Annotated in this window: 22 protein-coding genes; 7 read left to right on the forward strand and 15 right to left on the reverse strand. The window is 50.7% G+C overall.

The genetic code is table 11. From position 1 onward, the window contains the following. Positions 1-91: 91 nt before the first annotated feature. From tusB to fkpA, 5 genes are all read right to left on the reverse strand, one after another. Entirely contained in the window at positions 92-379 is a 288-nt protein-coding gene (gene tusB, locus AC0IWZ_RS19285; protein ID WP_471678687.1) for a sulfurtransferase complex subunit TusB, read from the reverse strand. Between the two features lie 6 nt (positions 380-385). After that, the gene (gene tusC / locus AC0IWZ_RS19290) at positions 386-745 is read right to left on the reverse strand and encodes a sulfurtransferase complex subunit TusC (protein WP_471678686.1); all 360 of its coding nucleotides are present in this window, start codon (positions 743-745) and stop codon (positions 386-388) included. Next, complete coding sequence (tusD, locus tag AC0IWZ_RS19295; protein WP_471678685.1) at positions 745-1,131, reverse strand: sulfurtransferase complex subunit TusD; 387 nt, start codon at positions 1,129-1,131, stop codon at positions 745-747. Before tusD ends, tusC begins: the two co-directional genes overlap by 1 nt. After that, positions 1,131-1,853 carry a helix-turn-helix transcriptional regulator gene (locus tag AC0IWZ_RS19300; protein WP_034460202.1) on the reverse strand — a complete coding sequence of 241 codons (723 nt, stop codon included), beginning with the start codon at positions 1,851-1,853 and terminating at the stop codon, positions 1,131-1,133. The genes tusD and AC0IWZ_RS19300 overlap by 1 nt, the downstream gene beginning before the upstream one ends. 177 nt (positions 1,854-2,030) lie before the next feature. Further along, on the reverse strand, positions 2,031-2,858 hold the full coding sequence (gene fkpA / locus AC0IWZ_RS19305; protein ID WP_471678684.1) for an FKBP-type peptidyl-prolyl cis-trans isomerase: 828 nt from the start codon (positions 2,856-2,858) through the stop codon (positions 2,031-2,033). Between the two features lie 227 nt (positions 2,859-3,085). Here fkpA and AC0IWZ_RS19310 point away from each other — a divergent pair, with 227 nt between their 5' ends. Continuing rightward, complete coding sequence (locus AC0IWZ_RS19310) at positions 3,086-3,304, forward strand: protein SlyX (RefSeq protein WP_034460204.1); 219 nt, start codon at positions 3,086-3,088, stop codon at positions 3,302-3,304. Positions 3,305-3,369: 65 nt separating this feature from the next. Here AC0IWZ_RS19310 and slyD read toward each other — a convergent pair whose 3' ends face one another. From slyD to kefG, 4 genes are all read right to left on the reverse strand, one after another. Beyond that, positions 3,370-3,954: a peptidylprolyl isomerase gene (slyD, locus tag AC0IWZ_RS19315; RefSeq protein WP_034499051.1), complete on the reverse strand. Its 585-nt coding sequence runs from the start codon at positions 3,952-3,954 to the stop codon at positions 3,370-3,372. 98 nt (positions 3,955-4,052) lie between these two features. Beyond that, positions 4,053-4,253 (reverse strand): YheV family putative zinc ribbon protein, encoded by a 201-nt coding sequence (locus AC0IWZ_RS19320; RefSeq protein WP_034499052.1) that lies wholly within the window; start codon positions 4,251-4,253, stop codon positions 4,053-4,055. Between the two features lie 14 nt (positions 4,254-4,267). Next, positions 4,268-6,076: a glutathione-regulated potassium-efflux system protein KefB gene (kefB, locus tag AC0IWZ_RS19325; RefSeq protein ID WP_034499054.1), complete on the reverse strand. Its 1,809-nt coding sequence runs from the start codon at positions 6,074-6,076 to the stop codon at positions 4,268-4,270. Continuing rightward, positions 6,076-6,627 carry a glutathione-regulated potassium-efflux system ancillary protein KefG gene (kefG, locus tag AC0IWZ_RS19330; protein ID WP_034499057.1) on the reverse strand — a complete coding sequence of 184 codons (552 nt, stop codon included), beginning with the start codon at positions 6,625-6,627 and terminating at the stop codon, positions 6,076-6,078. Before kefG ends, kefB begins: the two co-directional genes overlap by 1 nt. 125 nt (positions 6,628-6,752) lie before the next feature. Between kefG and AC0IWZ_RS19335 the strand changes: the two genes are divergently transcribed. Beyond that, positions 6,753-8,657, forward strand: a complete 1,905-nt coding sequence (locus AC0IWZ_RS19335; RefSeq protein WP_034499059.1) for an ABC transporter ATP-binding protein — start codon at positions 6,753-6,755, stop codon at positions 8,655-8,657. 47 nt (positions 8,658-8,704) lie between these two features. Here AC0IWZ_RS19335 and AC0IWZ_RS19340 read toward each other — a convergent pair whose 3' ends face one another. Next, a complete protein-coding gene (locus AC0IWZ_RS19340) occupies positions 8,705-9,304 on the reverse strand; it encodes a LysE family translocator (RefSeq protein ID WP_034499061.1) in 600 nt (199 codons plus the stop codon). A gap of 62 nt (positions 9,305-9,366) precedes the next feature. On the opposite strand from AC0IWZ_RS19340, the gene AC0IWZ_RS19345 reads away from it, so the two are divergent. The 3 genes from AC0IWZ_RS19345 to AC0IWZ_RS19355 all read left to right on the forward strand — a co-directional run bounded on the left by AC0IWZ_RS19345 (position 9,367) and on the right by AC0IWZ_RS19355 (position 11,548). Then, positions 9,367-10,383 (forward strand): hydrolase, encoded by a 1,017-nt coding sequence (locus tag AC0IWZ_RS19345; RefSeq protein WP_471680517.1) that lies wholly within the window; start codon positions 9,367-9,369, stop codon positions 10,381-10,383. A 1-nt stretch (position 10,384) separates the two neighbouring features. After that, a complete protein-coding gene (locus tag AC0IWZ_RS19350; protein ID WP_034460225.1) occupies positions 10,385-10,603 on the forward strand; it encodes a YheU family protein in 219 nt (72 codons plus the stop codon). A 72-nt stretch (positions 10,604-10,675) separates the two neighbouring features. Continuing rightward, positions 10,676-11,548 carry a phosphoribulokinase gene (locus AC0IWZ_RS19355; RefSeq protein WP_034499065.1) on the forward strand — a complete coding sequence of 291 codons (873 nt, stop codon included), beginning with the start codon at positions 10,676-10,678 and terminating at the stop codon, positions 11,546-11,548. A 29-nt stretch (positions 11,549-11,577) separates the two neighbouring features. On the opposite strand, the gene AC0IWZ_RS19360 is transcribed toward AC0IWZ_RS19355, so the two are convergent. Then, entirely contained in the window at positions 11,578-11,982 is a 405-nt protein-coding gene (locus tag AC0IWZ_RS19360) for an OsmC family protein (protein WP_471678682.1), read from the reverse strand. 314 nt (positions 11,983-12,296) lie between these two features. Between AC0IWZ_RS19360 and crp the strand changes: the two genes are divergently transcribed. Both crp and AC0IWZ_RS19370 read left to right on the forward strand, forming a co-directional pair. Further along, positions 12,297-12,929 (forward strand): cAMP-activated global transcriptional regulator CRP, encoded by a 633-nt coding sequence (gene crp / locus AC0IWZ_RS19365; protein WP_034499073.1) that lies wholly within the window; start codon positions 12,297-12,299, stop codon positions 12,927-12,929. A gap of 190 nt (positions 12,930-13,119) precedes the next feature. Beyond that, positions 13,120-15,204, forward strand: a complete 2,085-nt coding sequence (locus AC0IWZ_RS19370; RefSeq protein ID WP_471678681.1) for a YccS/YhfK family putative transporter — start codon at positions 13,120-13,122, stop codon at positions 15,202-15,204. A gap of 7 nt (positions 15,205-15,211) precedes the next feature. On the opposite strand, the gene argD is transcribed toward AC0IWZ_RS19370, so the two are convergent. The 4 genes from argD to ppiA form a co-directional block, all read right to left on the reverse strand. Then, positions 15,212-16,432: a bifunctional acetylornithine/succinyldiaminopimelate transaminase gene (gene argD, locus AC0IWZ_RS19375; RefSeq protein ID WP_410373334.1), complete on the reverse strand. Its 1,221-nt coding sequence runs from the start codon at positions 16,430-16,432 to the stop codon at positions 15,212-15,214. Between the two features lie 87 nt (positions 16,433-16,519). Continuing rightward, entirely contained in the window at positions 16,520-17,083 is a 564-nt protein-coding gene (gene pabA / locus AC0IWZ_RS19380; RefSeq protein ID WP_471678680.1) for an aminodeoxychorismate synthase component 2, read from the reverse strand. Positions 17,084-17,116: 33 nt separating this feature from the next. Then, positions 17,117-17,719, reverse strand: coding sequence for a putative adenosine monophosphate-protein transferase Fic (locus AC0IWZ_RS19385; protein WP_471678679.1), 603 nt, complete (start codon positions 17,717-17,719; stop codon positions 17,117-17,119). 110 nt (positions 17,720-17,829) lie between these two features. Then, positions 17,830-18,402, reverse strand: coding sequence for a peptidylprolyl isomerase A (gene ppiA / locus AC0IWZ_RS19390; RefSeq protein WP_034499086.1), 573 nt, complete (start codon positions 18,400-18,402; stop codon positions 17,830-17,832). Positions 18,403-18,409: the final 7 nt, after the last annotated feature.

Genomic DNA, 18,409 nt, shown 5'->3' on the forward strand with positions numbered 1-18,409 from the left:
CACGTAATAAAACGGCCTCATATAATATGAGGACGCAGAATTTTAGGGCTGAGCCGAAAAGGTGTCAAGAAATATACAACAATCCTGGATTTTACCAGGTAATCTGCTGTTCGTGTTTAACTGTCAATCCGACGAAATCAGTATAGCTGACCTTGCCTATGCCGTTCGAAATTTGAGCAGTTAAGCCACGAGCCTCGATATCTTCGTGCAGCGCGTAAATAGAAATGGGGGCGGACAGCAGCAAATCAAGGGCTTTGGTCCCTGATAACGCAGCGATGACCCCATCTTGTAGCAATAAAACATCGTCGCCAGGCTTCACACAGCGCAGCAACGCTTCAAGATCTGTTTGAAAAGGTGAGTGTTGTAAAATATGCAGCATGTCGCCTCAGAAAGTCAGAACTACATCAAACTGATGCAGCATTTCGCTCAGCGCCTCTGGCTCAAGAGGTTTTACATCAAGCACCCAGGTACCTTCTGGAGACAATCCTCTCTCGCGAATGGAGTCTGCACAGATATAACACTGTTCTATGTCGTACAGCGGCAGTACGCGAAAAGTTGCGATGTAATCTCTTGCGAGGACAAGTCCCGGCTGTTGGCCCGGAATCAATTGCAATACGCCATCACCAATGAAAAATACACCGATGTCTTCGCTTAGCGCAGATGTCGCCAGCAAAGCATCCAACCCTTCCCGGCCAGCAGCGCTTCCATGAGGCGGTGTCTTAAATATAAATGCCACACGCTTCATCAGAATTGCACCGTTCTATCACAGGTCAGAGATGCTTGTGCCAAAGCGCCCAGTCCACTCAGCGTGAAACCAGACTGCAAATTATGGCACGGTAAACCGAGTTGAATCGCTTGTTCTTCGTCTGTCACGCCGCGGCGTAACGCGGCAGCCACGCAAATATGCAGCTCGACTCCATGCTCTTGATGTAGATGTTGCCAGGCGCGCACTAAATCAAATTCATCGCTTGCAGGAGAGGTCAGCTGATTCGCGTTATAAACACCTTCTCGGTAGAAGAACACACTTTCCAACGTATGCCCCTGGCCGATAACAGCCCGTGAAAACTGCAACGCACTACTCGCTTGCTGCGTGCCATAAGCCGGCCCTGTCACCAGGATGGCAAAACGCATTATTTATCCTGCCCCTGGAAATCACCGTTTTTGAATTGACGGATGTAGAGATACACCGTGTGTTTAGAAATATTCAAACGGTCGGCAACCTGGTTGATAGCGTCTTTGATATCAAAGATGCCTTTCTCGTAAAGATTAAGGACAATCTGCCGATTCTTGGCGTTGTTGGACACATTACGATCAGCATTTACTTCTTCAATCGTGAATTCCAGCGCCTGCATAACCAAATCTTCTACGGAGGAAGCGAAGTTCACGGAAGAAGCCACTTCTGGCGTTTCCGGCGGAATAAACGTCGACATAATTTGCGAGAACGGCACATCAAGGTTGATGTTGATGCACAACAGTCCGATGACTCGCTCATCACGATTACGAATGGCGATAGTCTCTGACTTCATCAGTACGCCGCTTTTTGCGCGTGTGAAATAGCATTTAGAAACGCTACTGTCCGCACCGGTCATATCATGCAGCATTCGTAATGCGAGATCGGTAATTGGCGAGCCAATTTTGCGCCCGGTATGTTCACCATTCGCGATACGGATGGCGGAACATTTTAAATCTTGCAGCGAGTGCAACACAATTTCACAATGAGAACCAATCAGCATCGCTAACCCGTCCACTACCGCTTCGTAGGATTTTAATATTTCAAAGTCGGTTTGTTCAAAAGGACGCTGGTCCAGTAAGTCGAGCTCACTGGTTTCATTGGTTAAAAGCGAATTGGACATTTAAAGATACCACCCTCTACAGAGAGCCTGTCGCGCTTAAATGGTGTCAGGGCAGACTCATACTCGTTGTTGCGCAGTCTGCTAAGGTAATACAGCGTAAGATGCGCTTTCCAGCTTTTATTATACCCTGCCTCAAATAAAAAACCGCCGCCCATGTGGGCGGCGGTTAATCATACCTTACTTGCTCTTAGCTGCTTCAGCTTCTGGAGCAGGAGCGGCATCTGGTTTAGCGTCTGCTTTAGGTGCTGGTTTAATATCCAGCAGCTCAACGTCAAACACCAGCGTGGAGTTAGCAGGGATCCCTGGAACGCCAGTTTTTCCGTATGCTAATTCTGGTGGAATAACCAGTTTGATTTTCCCGCCTTTCTTCAGGTTTTTCAGGCCTTCAGTCCAGCCAGGGATAACACCGTCAAGACGGAAAGACAGCGGCTCGCCACGGGTGTAAGAGTTATCAAACTCTTTACCGTCAATCAGCGTACCTTTGTAGTTCACAACAACAGTGTCGCTATCAGTTGGTGCTTCACCCGTACCGGCTTTGTCGATTTTGTACATCAGACCAGTTGGAGAGGTTTTAACACCTTTCTCTTTTGCGAAAGTATCACGGAAGGCTTTGCCTTTATCCGCGTTTTCTTTAGCGTCTTTTTCCATTTTCGCTTGAGCAGAAGACTTCACGCGAGCTTCAAAAGCTTGCAGAGTCTGCTCGATTTCCTGGTCAGATAATTTGCTCTTGTCAGCAAATGCATCCTGAACACCAGCGATAAGCTGAGTTTTATCAAGAGTGATACCCAGCTTTTCTTGTTCTTTCAGAGAGTTTTCCATATAACGGCCCAGCGAAGCACCTAATGCGTACGCAGATTTCTGGTCGTCATTTTTGAATGCCGTGTTGCTGGCAGCAGCAGGAGCCGCAGCATCTTTAGCGGCAGCAGCCGGGGCAGCGAACGCCGGAGCGCTCAGGGCAACGGCCATCGTGGTCGCCAGTAGCGTTACTTTAAACAGTGATTTCATCCATTTCTCCAGGGCCGGGGCCTCTAACCCCAAGGTTATTATCAACTAAGAGACGTACTATAACGTCGTGGAAGAAATCTACACAATCTCTCCGCGTCTTATCGAGACAAATTCAGACTCTTTTTGTTTAAAGAAGTTTCGTCCAGCGCAAAACGGCACTGTATCGAGCGAGATTTTTCAGTAGAATCGCCGGGAATTGTCCATCCGCAGGCCAGGAGTCATTAGCCATGCAACAAAAATCGACCGAACAACGGCTGGAAGAACTTGAGAGTCGTCTCGCTTTCCAGGAGATTACAATAGAAGAGTTAAATCAGACGGTAACGGCTCACGAATTGGAGATGGTCAAACTGCGCGAGCATTTCCGTTTGTTGGTTGAAAAACTAAAAGCGAGCCAACCTTCGATGGTAGCTTCAGAAGCCGAAGAAACACCGCCCCCGCATTACTAATTTTACAAAAAGAAAAGGCGTGTCACAGACACGCCTTTTTTATTCTTAACGGCATCCTTAACGGATTAATGGCAACCGCAGCCACCATTACCGCCGCAACCACCTTTACCATGTTCATGGTCGCCGTGATCGTGGCCGTGACCACCGCAGCAGCCATCTTCACCATGGTCGTGGTGATGATCGTGTTCGCCGTGAACGTGACCATGAGCCAGTTCTTCAGCAGTCGCTTCACGAATAGCGATAACTTCTACATTGAAGCTCAGGTTCTGACCTGCCAGCATGTGGTTGCCATCGACAACAACGTGCTCATCTTCAACTGCGGTAATTTCAACAGGTACTGGACCCTGGTCGGTATCAGCCATGAAGCGCATGCCAACTTCCAGCTCGTCAACGCCCATGAAGACGTCTTTCGGTACACGCTGAACCAGGTTTTCGTCGTATTGGCCGTAAGCGTCATTTGCGCCAACGTTCACGTCGAAACGATCACCAACAACGTGACCTTCCAGAGCGGTTTCCAGACCAGAAATCAGGGAGCCGTGACCATGCAGATAGTCCAGCGGCGCACTCACCGGAGACTCATCAACCAACACACCGTCTTCTGTACGTACCTGATAAGCCAGGCTGACCACCAGGTCTTTTGCTACTTTCATGATATCTCCTGAGCGAGCGTGAGAAAAAAACTGGCGCCGATTGTAGCGGAATTTAGCGCCGGTGTACCCCTAAGCTTAAAAAAAGCTGGCGCATCTCGCTAGTCCGGATGAAAAATCCCGATCACTTGCTCTTGTTCGCGAGCACGGTCCCGAGGTTGCTTATCCTCTTCACGCATTTGATGACCGCACTTAACACACTCAACAATATCGACATTATTCTCACGCCACATCGCGAGGGAATCCCGCGTCTGGCATTCAGGGCAAACAGCCCCGGCAATAAAACGTTTACGCACCGGCATTGGCTTCACCTTAATTATTCAAAATCGTCCCAACCATCGAACTGCCGACGCTCTTGCTGCATCTCGCGTTCGAAGATTTCTTCTAACTCACGACGCGCTTCCCGAACCCTGGAAATTTGTGCGTTATCGGTATGAATCGGCATTAATTCACGCAGCATGCTCATGTCCAGGCGTCGGAAATGAAGCTGCGCACGATGTGCCTGATGGGGATGCATTCCTAGCGTCATCAACGCCTTACGCCCCAGCTCGAGCGCACTGGAAAACGTCTCGCGGGAGAACTGCGTGACGCCAGCCTGCAATAATTCATGCGCCTCCACACGGCCCCTGGCACGCGCCAGTATCGCCAGATGTGGAAAGTGTTGTTGACACAAATGAACGACTTTCATCGTGTCTTCCGGTTCATTACAGGTAATCACAATCGACTTTGCCGTCTCAGCGCCCGCCGAACGTAACAACTCAAGTTCGGTGGCATCACCATAATAAACTTTGTAGCCATATTTACGCATCAGGCTCACGGAACTGATATCACGCTCCAGCACCGTAATACGCATTTTGTTCGCCATCAGTAAGCGCCCAATCACCTGCCCGAAACGTCCGAAGCCGACAATAATCACCTGCGGCTGGTCGTCTGCCACGTAGGGCTTTTCATCGTTTTCGTCATCAACAATATTAAACCGTCGCGCAAGAATGGCATCGACACCTTTCATCAACAGCGGTGTGGTCATCATCGATAACGTAACGGTCACAAGGAGTAGCGGCATTTGGTCACCGCTGAACAGCTTTTGTGATGAAGCGGTTGAAAATAGTACGAAAGCAAACTCTCCGCCCTGGCTGAGTACGCCAGAAAACTGCAAACGCTCGGAGCTGCGCAAGCCGAAAAACCATGACAGGCCATACAACACACCGGCTTTCACCGCCACCAGCACTACAACGCCCAGGACAACCCAGAAAAGATGGGTGTAAAGCACGCCAAGGTTTAGTGCCATGCCGACGGAGATAAAGAACAGTCCGAGCAACAATCCTTTAAAAGGATCAATCGCGATTTCCAGTTCGTGCCGGTATTCACTTTCAGCCAATAACACGCCTGCGATGAATGTCCCTAGTGCCATTGAGAAACCCAGCGCATCCATAAATAACGCCGAGCCCAACACTAATAACAGTGCCGCAGCGGTAAAGACTTCCCGCACGCCGGAGCCTGCAATAAAGCGGAACAGAGGCTTTAAAAGGTAACGGCCGCCAATCAACATGCCCGCAAATGCCAGCACTTTGAAGCCGATCTTTATCCAGTCGGTGTGCCCGCCGTCATTACCGGCCAACAGCGGTACCAAAGCAATCGCCGGAATGACGGCTAAATCCTGGAACAACAACACAGAAAATCCGAGCTGGCCGGATTCATTGCGGTTCATGCCTTTATCGCGCATTAACTGCAATGCCATCGCGGTCGAGGACATCGCCAGCCCTATTCCGCCGATGACCGCCGCTTGCCAGGAGAACTGCGTTAGCATCAACAAACCAGCAAGTACCACCGCACTGAGCAATACCTGTGCGGCACCGACACCAAAAATAGAACGCCGGAGCTGCCATAACTTTGAAGGATTAAGCTCCAACCCAATGATAAACATCAGGAACACAACACCCAGTTCCGAGAAGTGTAGGATTTCATCTACGTCACTGATAAACCCTAAACCCCACGGCCCAATGGCGATTCCCGCCAGCAAATAGCCGAGCACCGCGCCAATCCCTAATCGAGCAGCGATAGGGACAGCAACCACTGCTGCAAACAAAAACAGCACTCCCGCCAGCAATACGTCAGAACCTTCCATCAGCGGCCTCCTGGCAGGGTTGGTGATGCCAACCACTCGCCATACGCCTTCGCGTGGCTGGCAAGCTCTTGGGGAGACTGGCGACGCGCCCAATAAACAATCATTGGATTCATCCAGTGCATACGGCACATCGCGGCAGTCAGTTCAAAGGGCCGTAAAATATCGGTCAGTGGGAAGCGATTAAAACCATCGTGGCGATAGGCACCTTCTGGTTCCCCGGTGGTTATCACACTACGCCAGTACTTTCCCGCAAGGGCTGTACCTCCAACACCACTGGCAAAGCCACGGCTGAGCACACGATCCAGCCACTCTTTGAGTAACGCCGGGCAGCTATAAGTATAAAGAGGGTGCTGAAAGACGATGACATCGTGCTCTTGCAGCAATGCCTGCTCGCGATAGATATCAATAAAAAAGTCAGGATAGTGCGCATAAAGGTCATGCACAGTGACATTAGCAAGCTTCTGCGCAGGCTGGAGTAAGACGCGGTTTGCGACCGAATCTTGTGACTCCGGATGGGCATATAGCAGCAAAACTTTCGGCGGCTGCGACATCATTACCCTCCAGGGCGTCGTCATAGTCTTTAAATTGGGCTACCATGCAGCCCGACGCGGTGCCGTAAGCATCACGTTACCTTAATATAATGACAATTTAACATACTCTGAACATACGGCGCTTTATGATTGTTTTCTCCTCGTTACAAATTCGTCGCGGCACACGCGTTCTGCTGGATAACGCCACCGCTACCATCAATCCAGGCCAAAAAGTGGGTCTGGTGGGTAAAAACGGCTGCGGTAAATCCACGCTGCTGGCGCTTCTGAAGAACGAGATCAGCGCCGATGGTGGCAGCATGACCTATCCGGGAAACTGGGCGCTGGCTTGGGTAAACCAGGAAACGCCAGCACTGGCAATGCCTGCCATTGAATATGTTATTGATGGCGACCGCGAATTCCGACTGCTTGAAGCGGAGCTGGCAAAAGCCAATGAGCGCAACGATGGCCACGCTATTGCACTGATTCACGGTAAGCTTGATGCCGTAGATGCCTGGACGATTCGCTCCCGCGCTTCAAGTTTGCTGCACGGTTTAGGCTTCAGCAATGAGCAACTCGAACGCCCGGTGAGTGATTTCTCCGGTGGCTGGCGTATGCGTCTGAACCTCGCGCAAGCCCTGATTTGCCGTTCCGATTTACTGCTGCTCGATGAACCGACTAACCACCTGGACTTAGATGCGGTTATCTGGCTCGAGCGCTGGCTGAAAAGTTATCAGGGCACGTTAATTCTGATTTCCCACGACCGAGACTTCCTCGACCCGGTGGTCAGTAAAATTATTCACATCGAACAAGAGCAGATGTTTGAGTACACCGGCAACTACTCGTCGTTTGAAGGCCAACGCGCCACTCGCCTGGCGCAACAGCAGTCGATGTATGAAAGCCAGCAGGAGCGTGTCGCGCATCTGCAGGGTTTTATCGACCGTTTTAAAGCAAAAGCCAGCAAGGCGAAACAGGCGCAAAGCCGCGTGAAGATGCTTGAGCGCATGGAGCTGATTGCCCCAGCGCACGTTGATAACCCGTTCCATTTCAGCTTCCGCGCTCCGGAAAGCCTGCCAAACCCGCTGCTGCGTATGGAAAAAGTCAGCGCCGGTTATGGGGATCGCGTGATTCTGGATTCCATCAAACTGAATCTGGTTCCTGGTTCACGCATCGGCCTGCTGGGTCGCAACGGCGCCGGTAAATCAACGCTGATAAAATTGTTAGCGGAAGAAATTAAGCCATTACAGGGTGATATCGGCCTGGCAAAAGGTATCAAGCTCGGCTATTTCGCGCAGCATCAGCTCGAATACTTGCGCGCTGACGAGTCGCCGTTGCAGCACCTGGCGCGTATTGCACCAAAAGAGTTGGAACAACAACTGCGTGATTACCTGGGTGGTTTTGGTTTCCGGGGCGACAAAGTCACCGAACAAACCGCGCGTTTCTCCGGTGGTGAAAAAGCACGCCTGGTACTGGCGCTGGTTGTCTGGCAGCGCCCTAACCTGCTGCTGCTCGATGAACCGACCAACCACCTTGATCTCGACATGCGTCAGGCGCTGACCGAAGCGTTGATTGATTTTGAAGGCGCACTGGTAGTGGTTTCGCACGACCGTCACTTGTTGCGTTCGACTACCGATGATTTGTATCTGGTCCACGACGGTAAAGTCGAAGCGTTTGATGGCGATCTGGAAGATTATCAGCAGTGGCTTGTCGATCTGCAAAAGCAGGAAAACCAGCCGCTCGATTCTGCAAAAGATAACGTCAACAGCGCACAGGCTCGTAAAGATCAAAAACGCCGTGAAGCAGAATTGCGCACGCAAACTCAGCCCCTGCGTAAGCAAATCACCACGCTTGAAAAGCAGATGGAAAAGCTGAATGCCCAGCTTGCGCAAGTGGAAGAAAAACTGGCTGACAGCGCTATTTACGACCAAAGTCGTAAAGCAGAAATGACCGAATGTCTGCAAACTCAGGTGAAAGTGAAGTCAGCACTGGAAGAGTGCGAGATGGAATGGCTGGACGCGCATGACAAGTTAGAGCAGATGATGCAGGCCGAGTAACCGTTTTGCCTCAACCTTATCGAAAACTAAGGATGAGGCCCGCGAACTTAATGCCAAATCAACAGGGCACACGCCGCCGTCAGCAACCCCATAAAGACATTGAAGATTGTCCAGGAGCGGCGGCTGCGCAGCAGTTTGCCGATCATGCTGCCAAACGCAATCCAGATAATACCTGCAACAATGTTAACCAGCGCAATCCCGATACTGATTAACGCCACGGAATGCAGGTACTGAGCACCGGCAAGGCTAAAACTTGCCACTGCACCCAATGCCATCAACCAGGCTTTAGGGTTGATAACCTGAAGTAAACCGCCCTGCCAGAATGGAATAGGAGCCGGAGGCGGCGCATCCGTTTCCAGTTTTTCATAGGTCGCGGTGCCGATTTTCCATGCCAGCCATAATAGGTAAGCACTCCCGGCAATCTTCAGGATAAGGTGCAAAGCAGGATACAAAAGGATTAAGCTACCGACGCCAAAGGCCACCAGCAACAGGATGCATTGCATCCCAAGCATGATGCCAATCATCAACGGAATGGTGCGCATAAAGCCGTAATTGGCGCCGGAAGAAGTCAGTAACATATTGTTTGGGCCGGGTGTAATAGCCGCGACCCAAAGAAAACCAAGCATTGAGAAGAAAAGCGTTTCCATGAAATGGGTGTTCCACACCCGGTAAAGTTAATTAGCAAACTAAATGAAACTAACAGTGTGATATGGCTACGACAAGTCCCGCAGTATTGAATTTTAATCACGAAGAAGATGATCAATTTCGTCCGTTGAAGGGTGTCAGTAATCCGCACCTGCAAACCATGCTTCCGCGTTTGATTCGCCGTCGCTTAAATTTCAAACCTCACTGGCAGCGTCTGGATATGCCGGATGGAGATTTTGTCGATCTTGCCTGGAGCGAAGACCCACGCCAGGCATTGCATAAACCACGGTTAGTCGTTTTTCATGGGCTTGAAGGTAGCCTGCACAGCCCATATGCCCACGGCTTAATCGAAGCCGCCAGCAAGCAAGGCTGGCTGGGCGTAGTCATGCATTTCCGTGGATGTAGCGGCGTGCCAAATCGCATGAAGCGCATTTATCACTCGGGCGAAACTGAAGACGGAAGCTACTTCTTAAACTGGCTCAGTACCCGTTACGGCAAAGTGCCGACGGCGGCAGTGGGGTTTTCCCTCGGCGGGAACATGCTCGCTTGTTTATTGGCTAAACAAGGTGCTGACTGCACGCTACAGGCCGGTGTCATAGTTTCAGCCCCTCTGATGCTGGAACATTGCAGCGCACATATCGAAAAAGGATTCTCGCGCGTTTATCAGCACTATCTTTTGAATCTGCTGAAGAAAAATGCCGCGCGCAAGCTCAGAAGCTATCCGGGCACTCTACCTGTTGATCTGCGCCAGCTTAAAGGAATGCGCCGCCTGCGTGAGTTTGACAATTTGATCACTTCAAAAATTCACGGCTTTGCTGATGCTCTCGACTACTACCGTCAATGCAGCGCGATGCCGTTACTGCCACAAATCAAAACCCGGACGCTAATCATCCACGCCAAAGATGACCCGTTTATGGATCATCATGTGATCCCGGATAAAGCCATATTGCCTGCTAATATCGAATACCAACTTACGCGCTACGGTGGGCATGTTGGGTTTGTTGGTGGGACGTTACGCCGCCCTGAAATGTGGCTTGAGCAACGCATCCCGCAATGGCTGTCTCAATTTTTGGACCAGTAATATGATGATTCCCTGGCAAGACCTGCCTCCCGAAACGCTTGATAATCTGATTGAATCCTTTGTATTACGAGAAGGCACAGATTATGGTGAACAAGAGCGCTCACTTGAGCAAAAGGTGGCTGATGTTAAGCGCCAACTGCAAAGTGGTGAAGCGGTACTGGTATGGTCAGAACTTCATGAAACGGTGAATATCATGGCTCGCGGGCAATTTCGCGGCTAAGCCTGCCTATACTGCATAATACAACTGCCTTCACCCAACCAAACTTGCTACTACCCATGGAGTTGTTGCCTTATGTCAGCCAAACATCCGGTTATTGCCGTAACAGGTTCCAGCGGCGCGGGAACGACCACCACCAGCATCGCCTTCCGTAAAATCTTCCAGCAATTAAACCTACGTGCAGCTGAAGTTGAAGGCGACAGTTTCCATCGTTTCACCCGTCCTGAAATGGATATGGCGATTCGTAAAGCGCGTGACCTTGGCCGTCATATCAGCTACTTCGGGCCGGAAGCCAACGACTTTGGCTTGCTTGAACAAACGTTTATTGAATACGGCAAAACCGGGCAGGGTAAATCACGTAAATATCTTCATACCTATGATGAAGCCGTACCCTGGAATCAGATTCCCGGCACGTTTACTCCGTGGCAGCCGTTACCAGAACCGACTGATGTTTTGTTTTATGAAGGCTTGCATGGCGGAGTCGTTACCCCGCAGCACGACGTCGCCAATGCCGTCGATTTACTGGTTGGCGTAGTGCCGATTGTAAACCTGGAGTGGATTCAAAAACTGGTGCGCGACACCAGCGAGCGCGGTCATTCCCGTGAAGCGGTAATGGATTCCGTCGTGCGTTCGATGGACGATTACATCAACTACATCACGCCGCAGTTTTCCCGCACGCACATCAACTTCCAACGCGTACCGACGGTAGATACCTCTAACCCGTTTGCCGCACGCGGTATTCCGTCATTAGATGAAAGTTTTGTCGTGATTCATTTTCGCGGTCTGGATGATATCGACTTCCCGTATTTGCTCGCCATGCTGCAAGGCTCATTTATTTCCCACATCAATACATTAGTGGTGCCGGGCGGCAAGATGGGACTGGCAATGGAGTTGATCATGACGCCGTTGGTTAAGCGCCTGGCGGAAGGAAGAAATATCAATAATTAGGGCGGCTAAACACCGCCCTTTTCTTCACTCTAGCTTTCAATCACTTCGTAGCTATGGGTGATGTTTACGGCTTTTTCCAGCATCAACGCAACGGAACAGTACTTCTCAGCAGACAAGTCTACCGCACGCGAAACTGCATTATCTTTCAATTCTTTGCCTGTCACAATGAAATGCAGATTGATATGTGTGAACAGACGCGGGGCTTCTTCGCGGCGCTCAGAGGTCAGTTTCACTTCACAATCCGTCACGTTGTAGCGGCCTTTTTGCAAAATAGAAACTACGTCGATTGCGCTACAACCACCAGCGGACATCAGAACCATTTCCATCGGACTGGGTGCTTTATCGCCAGAATTACCGTCCATCAGAATCTGGTGTCCAGAAGCGGACTCCCCAAGGAAGGTTAACCCTTCAACCCACTTCACTCGTGCTTGCATGTTACTTCTCCCGTTGAAAAAATTGTCTTTCAGAGTACGCAGATTCAGCAAATCTGGCAATGGAAGGCGACCTGCGTCAAGCTGAAACGAGACAATAGGAGACACTTGTCAAAAGCTATGCTAAAACAATCCAGATGCTACATCGATACATTGACGTTATGCATGTATGCAGAGGACATCACTAATTACAGGCAGCAAGAATGACTTGCATGCCATCTCCCCAAGGTGGGGAATATTCTAATACTTGCAACGCCAGACAGGATGTTTAGCGTCCTGTCGTTGGTAGCCAGTTATAAAACAGAGGATAACCGCGCATGGTGCTTGGCAAACCGCAAACAGACCCGACTCTCGAATGGTTCTTGTCCCATTGCCACATTCATAAGTATCCATCGAAGAGCACACTGATTCACCAGGGTGAAAAGGCTGAGACGCTGTATTACATCGTCAAGGGTTCTGTGGCTGTTCTGATCAAAGATGAAGAGGGCAAGGAAATGATCCTCTCCTATCTGAATCAGGGCGATTTCATTGGCGAGTTAGGGCTGTTCGAAGAAGGTCAGGAACGTAGTGCTTGGGTTCGTGCTAAAAGTGCCTGCGAAGTGGCTGAAATTTCATATAAAAAATTCCGCCAGCTGATTCAGGTCAATCCAGATATCCTGATGCGCCTGTCTTCACAGATGGCTAGTCGTCTGCAAGTTACATCTGAGAAAGTGGGTAACCTGGCATTCCTGGATGTGACTGGTCGTATCGCGCAGACACTGCTGAACCTGGCTAAACAGCCTGATGCAATGACCCACCCGGACGGTATGCAGATAAAAATTACCCGTCAGGAAATCGGTCAGATCGTGGGTTGCTCTCGCGAAACCGTTGGTCGTATCTTGAAAATGCTGGAAGATCAAAATCTGATCTCTGCTCACGGTAAAACGATCGTCGTTTACGGCACTCGTTAATCTCCGTCTCAAAAATGGCGTGTTGCTTCATAACACGCCTTTTTTGTCTCTAAAAAACTAAATCCGAAACCCGATTAATTGAAGTTGCAGCAAGGCAGCAAGTGAGTTCATCCCGATGAGCTTACTCAAGTAAGTGATTCGGGTGAATGAACGCAGCTAACGCCGCTGCAGCTTTAAGTAAGAAGGGTTTATGTGGCGAAGACTGATCTACCATCCTGAAGTTAACTACGCACTGCGGCAAACGCTGGTGCTGTGCCTTCCGGTGGCAGTAGGTTTGCTCTTTGGCAATCTCCAGTCCGGCCTGCTTTTCTCTTTAGTCCCTGCCTGCTGCAACATTGCAGGACTTGATACTCCCCATAAACGCTTCTTCAAACGCCTGATCGTCGGCGGTAGCCTGTTTGCCGTCAGCAGTTTGATCATGCAGCTTTTATTGCTTTATACCTCAGTGCCGTTGCCGGTGATATTGGCCGTAATGGCGCTATTGCTGGGCGTCACAGCCGAAATCAGCTCCCTGCACGCTCGTCTGCTTCCCGCCTCACTCATTGCCGCGATCTTTACACTCAGCATGGCGGGGAATATGCCCATCTGGAAGCCAATGCTGCTGTATGTCAGCGGTACAATTTGGTACGGCGTGTTTAACTGGTTTTGGTTCTGGATGTGGCGCGAGCAGCCACTGCGCGAATCATTAAGCCTGCTCTATCGCCAACTGGCGGATTACTGCGAAGCCAAATATGGCATGCTAACGCAGCATACCGACCCTGAAAAAGCGCTGCCTCCGCTGCTGGCGCGTCAACAAAAAGCCGTTGATTTAATCACTATTTGCTACCAGCAATTACACATGCTGGCAGCGAATCAGCAAAACGGCTACAAGCGATTACTGCGCGCGTTTCAGGTCGCTCTGGATTTACAAGAACACATTTCCGTCAGCCTCCACCAACCTGCCGAAGTGCAAAAGCTGGTTGAGAAAAGTCACGCTGAAGCCGTGATTCGCTGGAACGCGCAGACCATTGCAGCGCGTTTACGCGTGCTGGCTGACGACATTCTTTATCATCGGTTCCCACAGCGTTTCACGATGGATAAACAGATTGATGCCCTTGAGAAAATCGCGCGTCAAAATCCGGATAACCCGGTTGGGCAATTTTGCCATTATCACTTCAGTCGGATTGGCCGTGTTTTACGCACCCAGCGCCCGTTGTATATCCGTGATTTGATGGAAGACCGGCAGCGTCGCTTGCCACTTTGGGCAGCACTGAAAAGCTATTTATCTTTGAAATCCGCCGCGCTGCGTAACGCCGCCAGATTAGGTGTAATGCTGACCATCGCCAGTATTTTGGGGGGGTTTTTACATCTGCCTAAACCTTACTGGATTTTGATGACGGTAATGTTTGTGACGCAAAACGGCTATGGCGCGACCCGGGTGAGAATTCTTCACCGGTCGGCAGGCACCATTGCAGGTTTAGCGATAGCGGGCATCGCGCTGCACTTCCACTTTCCGCAAGATATCGCGCTGGCCGCGATGTTGATCATTACGCTGGTCAGCTATTTGTTCATTCGTAAGAGTTACGGTTGGGCGACAATTGGCTTTACCGTCACGGCGGTTTACACCCTGCAACTCATCACCCTCAGCGCCGAGCAGTACATCGTTCCGCGCTTAATAGATACGCTGCTCGGCTGCCTGATTGCCTTTGGTGGCATGGTGTGGCTGTGGCCACAGTGGCAAAGTGGTTTACTGCGCCAGAACGCCCACGATGCTCTGGAGCGCGATCAGGATGCGATTCGCCTGATTCTGAGCAGCGACCCGGAACCCACCCCGCTGGCGTATTCGCGAATGAGGGTCAACCAGGCGCACAATGCCTTATTCAACTCGCTCAACCAGGCGATGCAGGAACCTGGATTTAACTCGCACTATCTTGCCGATATGAAACTATGGGTGACGCACAGCCAGTTTATCGTCGAACACATCAATGCGATGACCACACTTGCCCGCGAGCACAACATGTTGACGCCGGATCTCGCCCAGCGTTATTTGCAATCGTGTGAAATTGCGCTGCAACGATGCCAGCAGCGGCTTCAATATGATGGGCCTGGGGAAACCAATGATGCGAATATTCTCGACCCGCTGGAAGGGCTTCCGAGCGGGCCGCTAAGTACCATGGAACAACATTTACAGCGGGTGTTGGGCCACCTCAGCACCATGCATACCATTTCTTCGGTTGCATGGCGTCAGCGGCCACATCACGGTATCTGGCTGAGCCGCTTACGCCGCTCAAATTGACGGGCGATTAAGCGTTAACGACTTTTGCGACCGCTTTGGCAAAGCGCGTCATACCGTCTTCGATATCAGCATCCTCAACAATTAACGCCGGAGCAAAACGCATGACGTCTGGCCCCGCGTTCAAGACCATCACGCCCGCTTCTGCCGCTGCGTACAGGAACTCCCGGGCACGGCCTTTGTAGTGAGGTTTCAACTCAGCGCCAATCAATAAGCCCATGCCACGAATGTCGCTGAACACGTCGAATTGCTCGTCGATTTGCTGCAAATGCTTAACGAACTGCTGGCGTTTCGTCGCAACGCCTTTCAAAACCTCAGGCGTATTGATGATGTCAAACGCCGCACCTGCAACGGCACATGCCAGCGGGTTTCCGCCGTAGGTTGAACCATGAGTGCCAACATGGAACGCAGAAGCAATTTCCTGAGTAGTCAGCATGACGCTGACCGGGAAGCCACCGCCGAGTGCCTTCGCGCTGGTCAGAATGTCTGGCGTCACGCCGTAATGCATGTACGCAAACAACTCGCCGATACGCCCCATCCCGCACTGCACTTCATCGAATACCAGCAACGCTTTATGCTCATCGCACAACTCGCGCAAGCCTTGCAGGAATTCTGGGGTTGCCGCCGTTACACCGCCCTCGCCCTGAATCGGCTCGACCACGACCGCACAAGTATGGTCATCCATCACCGCTTTCACTGCATGCAAGTCGTTAAACGGCACATGAATAATATCGGCTGGCTTCGGGCCAAAGCCGTCGGAATACTTCGGCTGACCGCCAACAGAAACGGTAAACAGCGAACGACCGTGGAAGGCATTATGGAAGGCAATAATTTTGGTTTTATACGGACTATGGCGCGTAGAAGCGTAGTACCGTGCCAGTTTGAAGGCGGTTTCGTTGGCTTCGGTACCAGAGTTCATAAACAGTACGCGTTCAGCAAAAGTAGCATCAATCAGTTTGCGGCCCAGGCGCAACGCGGGTTCATTGGTGAAAACGTTGCTGGTATGCCATAGCGTTTCGCCCTGACTTTTTAACGCTTCCACTAACGCCGGGTGGCAGTGACCTAATGCCGTGACGGCAATCCCACCGGCGAAATCAACGTACTCTTTACCTTGTTGATCCCAAACACGACTGCCTTTGCCTTTAACCGGGATAAACTCCGCCGGTGCATAAATCGGCAAAATCACTTCATCAAAAGTAGCGCGGGTAATTGCTGATTGTTCGCTTGCCATTAATTGCCATCCCATTTTTACGCAAGAACAGACATGAAAATATAATCATGAAATATGCATAAAAAATCATTATCTGGCAATAAAAAATCAACGATTGAGGAAATTGGCTAACAGCTGGTGCCCCTGCTCACTGAGAATACTTTCCGGGTGAAACTGCACACCCTCCAGCTCAAGCTCGCGGTGACGGATCCCCATAATCTCTTGCTTATCCGTCCAGGCGGTCACGTCAAAGCAGTCGGGTAATGTTGCGGGGTCGATAACCAAAGAGTGATAGCGCGTGACGGTAAGGGGATTATTCAGGCCGTTGAATACGCCAGAATTGTTATGCGTAATAGCGGATGTTTTGCCATGCATCACTTTTTCGGCACGCACAATGGTCGCCCCAAACGCCTGGGCAATCGCCTGGTGACCAAGACATACCCCGAGAATCGGTAACTGTCCGGCGAAATGCGCAATCGCCGCAAGAGAAATCCCTGCTTCGGTGGGCGTGCAGGGGCCTGGCGAGATAACCAACTTTTCTGGGGCTAACGCGCTGATATCAGAAAGGGTCAGCTCATCGTTACGTTTCACCACCACTTCTGCACCTAATTCGCAAAAGTACTGATAAAGGTTCCAGGTGAATGAGTCGTAGTTGTCGATAAGCAGTAGCATCGCGGCTCCAGGGTAAAAAAGAACCGCGCTATTCTATTCGCTTTCGCGCGCTTCGCTCACCACTTTAGTGAAAATCTCATTGAGCAGCGTCAAATCACCCAATGCCCCGGCCTGATTCGCCGTTGCCCATGCTTCAGGCGATACGTCTTTCCAATCGAGGATGTAACCAGCGTGAATCGCTAGCTGCTCGAAGAAAACGCGCTGTGCCCGACCACTGCCAACAAAAAACGGATGAAGGACGTTAATTTCACAATAGTAATGCGACAGGCGCTGAACGAACTCATTTCTGGTAAGTCCGACGAGATAATGCTCATCCTCCATTTCTTGCATCAGATCGTTGCCTTCATTTTCGATGTACTCGAAATGGCAGAACTGTATCTCCCCTTTGGAAATATCAACATCTCGTAGCTCGCCTGCCCAGTCGAAAACATCCTGAAAAAGCTGCTGATGGATGGCACACAACCAGGGTAATCCGCGATGCAACGGGCCAAGTTCAATCGTTTCTACACGCTGCGCGATAAGCTCATCTTGCGCATGAGGCTCAAGGATATCCAGCCGGGAACTGGCCTGAAACGAACGGCTGCGCAATTGCTGCCAAAGGCGGGACTTTTGTTTATCGGTCAGTTTCTTTGCCATGATGCCTCCCTAACGTGACGACCCATACTTGCCACAAGTATAAGCAGCAATCGGGGGAAGTGCAGGAAGGAAGTCAATGCGCGGGTGGAGGAAACCCGCGCAGGAATTTTTTACGGCAGGACTTTCGCGGAGAGGATAACTACAGGTTTTGACGGCACATTTTGGTATGGGCCAACGTCGTGAGTTTGTACCTGAGAGATTTTATCGGCAACGTCCATCCCTTTCACAACTTTACCGAATACCGCGTAACCAAAGTCGCGCTGGCCGTGATCGAGGAAAGCGTTATCTGCCACATTCAGGAAGAACTGGCTGGTCGCGCTGTCTTTATCGGCGGTACGGGCCATAGAAATGGTACCGCGAGTATTACGCAAGCCGTTATCGGCTTCGTTTTTAATCGGTGGGTTTGGCTGCTTCTGATTCATATCTGCCGTGAAGCCGCCGCCCTGGAGCATGAAGCCCGGGATCACGCGATGGAAAATGGTGTTGTTGTAGAAGCCGCTGTTAACGTAATCCACAAAGTTTTTCACAGAAACTGGGGCTTTCTGGCTATTTAACTCAAGCTCAATTTCACCTGCTGAAGTCGTCAACAGGACGTGTGGGTCACCTTTAGCAGCAAGTGCCGCAGGAGAGAGAGCGGAAAGAGCAAACACAGTTGCTACAGCCGCCAAAGTCGATTTGAGCATGAATAAT

The sequence above is a fragment of the Buttiauxella sp. AC142 genome (genome assembly GCF_979253435.1).